Here is a 3,878-nt window from a genome sequence, read left to right as displayed (position 1 = left end):
ACGACCGGGGCGCTCATCCAGTGCGCGTCGGTGCGCACGTGCGAGGGCCGCACCCACTTCGCGACCCGGTGGGCGAAGTCGGCCCGGTCGAACTCCTCGACCGCGCGCACCACGTAGCCCTCCTGCACCGAGGTGTCCACGCGCAACCGGCGCAGCAGGCGCTCGCTGAAGTCGCCCCGGTACAGCACCGGCGGCGTGGGCACGCCGATCCCGTGCAGGAACCCGGTGGTGGCGTCCCAGGACAGGCAGCGATCGCCGTCCCACACCGAGAAGCCGTAGAACCAGCTGTCCAGCGCGTCGTAGGCCAGCGAGTGGCGGGCGTGCACGTTCTCCCCGCAGATCCGCCACCCGGCGGGCAGGCGCGACCCGATCCGGGCTTGCAGCCCCTTGACCCAGGAGCGCGACGGGTGGTGCCCGGAGTCGAGCGAGCGCGCGTGCGAGCCGTCGCGGTAGAGCGTCGTGTTCTCCCCGTCGAGCTTCTCGGTCACCACGACCTCGCGCCCGAGCAGTCCCGCGACCCCGCCCGCCCGCACGTCGTCGGAGGTGCTCCCCGGCGACCACGGCAGGTGCGGGGTGCGGGGGTAGTGCGTCCGCATGTCCCCTCCCACCTGTGCCGACGTGGCACTGTAACCACGGCGGGGCGGGCGGATCGAGCGGTTTTCCCGCTCGGGTGGGATCAGAGCGGGATCAGGCCCGCCGGGGTGGGCCGGAAGCCGCAGGAGTCGACGCAGAACGGCGCGAGGTGGTCGTCGGAGTCCACGTGCAGCCACTCGCACCGGGCCTCCCGCGCGCCGTCCGCGGCCCGCGCCACCAGCCCCCGCCCGACACCCGTGCGCCGGTGCGCGGCGGTGACGAGGGTGTCGAGCACGAACGCGTGGGCCCCGCCGTCCCAGGCCACGTTGACGAACCCGACCAGCTCCGGCCCGCTCCTGGCGCACACCCAGCCCGGGCTGTGCCCGGTCACCCGGCCCCACCGGTCGTCGGCCAGGAGCCGGTGCCCGAAGCCCTCGGCGTGCAGCGCGGTGACCTCGGCGTTGGCGAAGCGGCCCCGCCACTCGTAGTCGACCACCGGGCCGGGGTAGGGCCTGCCCCGGTGTGATGACCCACGTCCGAGTGAGTCCGGACGGCAGTCCCCGTGGGAGGGGGAAGCCACCGTGCGGAACCGCGGAGTGAAAGGGAGTCCCATGCGGATGCACGCGAAGGCCACCGGACTGCTCACCGCGCTCGTCGTCGCAGGCGTCGTGCTGGCGCCCCAGGCGTCGGCGGCCGAGGCGACGTGGACCGACGTGGAGCTGATGGTGGTCCACGACCACGGCTCGGCCGTGAAGGCGCGGTTGACCTGCCCGCCGACCGAGGAGTCCACGCACCCCGACAGCCAGGCCGCCTGCGCGGCGCTGGACGCGGTGGCGGGGGACCTGGACGCGCTGCCGGTCGACGACCAGGCGCAGTGCACCTACGAGTGGATGCCGCTGACGGCGTCCGCCACGGGGATGATCAACGGGACGTCCGTGCAGTGGGAGCGGGAGTACCCGAACCAGTGCGTGCTGGACAGCACGACGGGCGTGGTGTTCGCGGTGGAGGCGCCGCAGCCCGCCTGACCGGCTGACCGGCCGAGACCGCCGGAGTGCGGACCCGACACCGGTGGCCGTCCCGTTCGGGACGGCCCCCGGGCTCTCCGGCTCACCCGACCGGCACGGGCGCCAGCTGCGCCGGGAGGTCCTGCGCGTGCAGCACGTGCAGGGTGCTCACCGCGCGGGTCAGCGCCACGTACAGGCGCTGCAACCCCCTGGGCTCGGCGGCGACCACGCGGGCGGGTTCGACCAGCAGCACCGAGTCGTACTCCAGGCCCTTGGCGAGGGTGACCGGGGCCAGCGTGAGCCGCTCCCCGTCCTCGTCGCCGGGGTGGGCGCTCGGCAACCCGGCCGCGGTTAACGCGGCGCGCAGCGCGGGGACGTCCGCGTCGGCCGCGATGAGCGCCACCGAACCCTCGCCGCGCAGCGCGTCCGCGCACCCCCGCACGACCTCGTCGAGCAGCGAGCCGGGTTCGACGCGGGTCACCCGCAGCGCGCCCTCGCTGTGCCGGAACGACCGGGGCCCCGCCAGTCCGGGGGCGATGCTCGGCAGCAGCCGGGCCGCGAAGTCGATGATCTCCGCGGGCACCCGGTAGCCCCGGTCGAGCACCTCGACGTCGCCGTCCGGCCGTTCCAGGTGGTCCAGCACCTCCGACCAGTCGCGCACCGCGGACGGGCTGGTCGCCTGGGCAAGGTCGCCCAGCACGGTGCAGGCCCCGGCGACGCGGCGGGCCACGGCGCGGAAGTGCATGGGGCTCAGGTCCTGCGCCTCGTCGACCATGACGTGCCCCATCCTGGCGGGCCGCTCCACCAGCGCCGCCGCCTCGTCCAGCAGCGCCAGGTCGAGGGTGGACCACGGCATGGCCTTCACACTGCGCGGCCTGGGCGTCAGCAGGATCTCCCGCTGGTCCTCGGCGGTCAGCACGCCCTCGGCGGCGGACGCGAGCAGCGCGGGGTCGGTGAGCAGGTCGAACACCGCGCGGGCCGGGTCGATCGCGGGCCACATCCCGCGCACGGCCTGGCCGATGGCGCGGTTGCGGGTGAGCTGGGCGAGCGTGACCTGCGCGCCGGTGCTGAGCTCGATCCGGCGCAGCACGCGGTGGGCGAGGCGCTGGGCGAGCAGCTCGCGGCCCGCGCCGTAGCCGGTGCGCCGGTCGAGCAGGTTCGCCAGCTCGTGGGCCTGCTCCTCCCGCGACACCCGCCAGGTGCGGTTCCCGTGCTTGACCTCCAGGTCCTCCTCGGGCTGCCGGATGTGCGACCACAGGTGCTCGCGCAGCACCCGAGCCATGTCCAGGCCGCCCTTCACCTGCGCGGCGCGCGGCCCGTCGACGCGGGTGACGGGGAGGCCGGGGCCGGTGAGGTCGTCGATGGTGCACTGCGAGACGTCGACCTCGCCGAGGGCGGGCAGGACGTTGCGGATGTAGGACAGGAACGCCCGGTTCGGCCCGATGACGACGACCCCGCCCTCCTTGCGCAGCCGGTCCCGCTCGGAGAACAGCAGGTAGGCCAACCGGTGCAGGCCGACGGCGGTCTTGCCGGTGCCCGGCGCGCCCTGGACGCACAGCGTCCGGTCCAGCGGGGCGCGCACCAGGCGCATCTGCTCGGGTTGGATGGTGGCGACGATGTCGCGCATCGGCCCCTGGCGCGGGCGTTCGATCTCGGCCGCGAGCAGGCCGTTCCCGGCGCCGGTCGCGCCGTCCTCCAGGGACTCGTCCTCGAAGGCGGTGAGCTCGCCCGCGCGGTCGAAGCCGTAGCGGCGGCGGACCCGCACCCCCGCCGGTTCGTCCGGCGAGGCCTCGTAGAACGCGCGGGAGAGCGCGGCGCGCCAGTCGACGACCAGCGGCTCGCCCGCCTCGTCGCGCACACCCCTGCGGCCGACGTAGACGAGGTCGCTGCCGGTGGTGCGGGTGTGCGACTTCCCCCTGGTGGCGGCGTCGTTCTCGCTGTCGTAGACGTCCCCGGCCGGGTAGTCCAGGCGGCCGAAGAAGAGCGGGACGTCGTCGAAGCCGGACAGGTCCTTGACCACCTGCTTGCGGAACTCGCGCAGGGCGTGGTTGAAGAACTTGTCCACCACGGCGTCGCCCTCGGCCGCCCCGGTGGTGAGCATGGTCGAGAACTCGCCGCGCATCCGGACGAGCTCGGCGCGGCAGAGGGCCATGAAGTCGCGCTCGGCGCGGATCTCGGACTCGGCTGGGTCCTGGTCTGTCTGGTGCATGGCGATGACGGCCTCACAGGGGTTTTGGGCGGTCAGCGGAAGGCCCAACTGTACTAGTCCAGATAAAATAGTTTATCCGGACTATGACGGAC

General features: G+C 74.0%; 4 protein-coding genes. 1 reads left to right on the top strand and 3 read right to left on the bottom strand.

Features of this window, described 5'->3' with window-relative positions; all coding sequences use genetic code 11:
- Together ACTUAL_RS21750 and ACTUAL_RS21745 are read right to left on the bottom strand one after the other, a co-directional pair.
- Positions 1 to 596: RNA ligase family protein (locus ACTUAL_RS21750; RefSeq protein WP_440901540.1), on the bottom strand; the 596-nt coding region annotated here is incomplete at its 3' end.
- 80 nt (positions 597 to 676) lie between these two features.
- The gene (locus tag ACTUAL_RS21745) at positions 677 to 1,069 is read right to left on the bottom strand and encodes a GNAT family N-acetyltransferase (RefSeq protein WP_440901539.1); all 393 of its coding nucleotides are present in this window, start codon (positions 1,067 to 1,069) and stop codon (positions 677 to 679) included.
- A gap of 115 nt (positions 1,070 to 1,184) precedes the next feature.
- Between ACTUAL_RS21745 and ACTUAL_RS21740 the strand changes: the two genes are divergently transcribed.
- Entirely contained in the window at positions 1,185 to 1,598 is a 414-nt protein-coding gene (locus tag ACTUAL_RS21740; protein ID WP_096493714.1) for an SSI family serine proteinase inhibitor, read from the top strand.
- A gap of 82 nt (positions 1,599 to 1,680) precedes the next feature.
- Here ACTUAL_RS21740 and ACTUAL_RS21735 read toward each other — a convergent pair whose 3' ends face one another.
- Positions 1,681 to 3,786, bottom strand: coding sequence for a HelD family protein (locus tag ACTUAL_RS21735; RefSeq protein WP_440901538.1), 2,106 nt, complete (start codon positions 3,784 to 3,786; stop codon positions 1,681 to 1,683).
- Between the last annotated feature and the right edge of the window lie 92 nt (positions 3,787 to 3,878).

This window comes from Actinosynnema sp. (assembly GCF_052038725.1).
The sequence above is the reverse complement of the archived record's forward strand: the minus strand, read 5'-3'. Positions and strand labels throughout refer to the sequence as shown.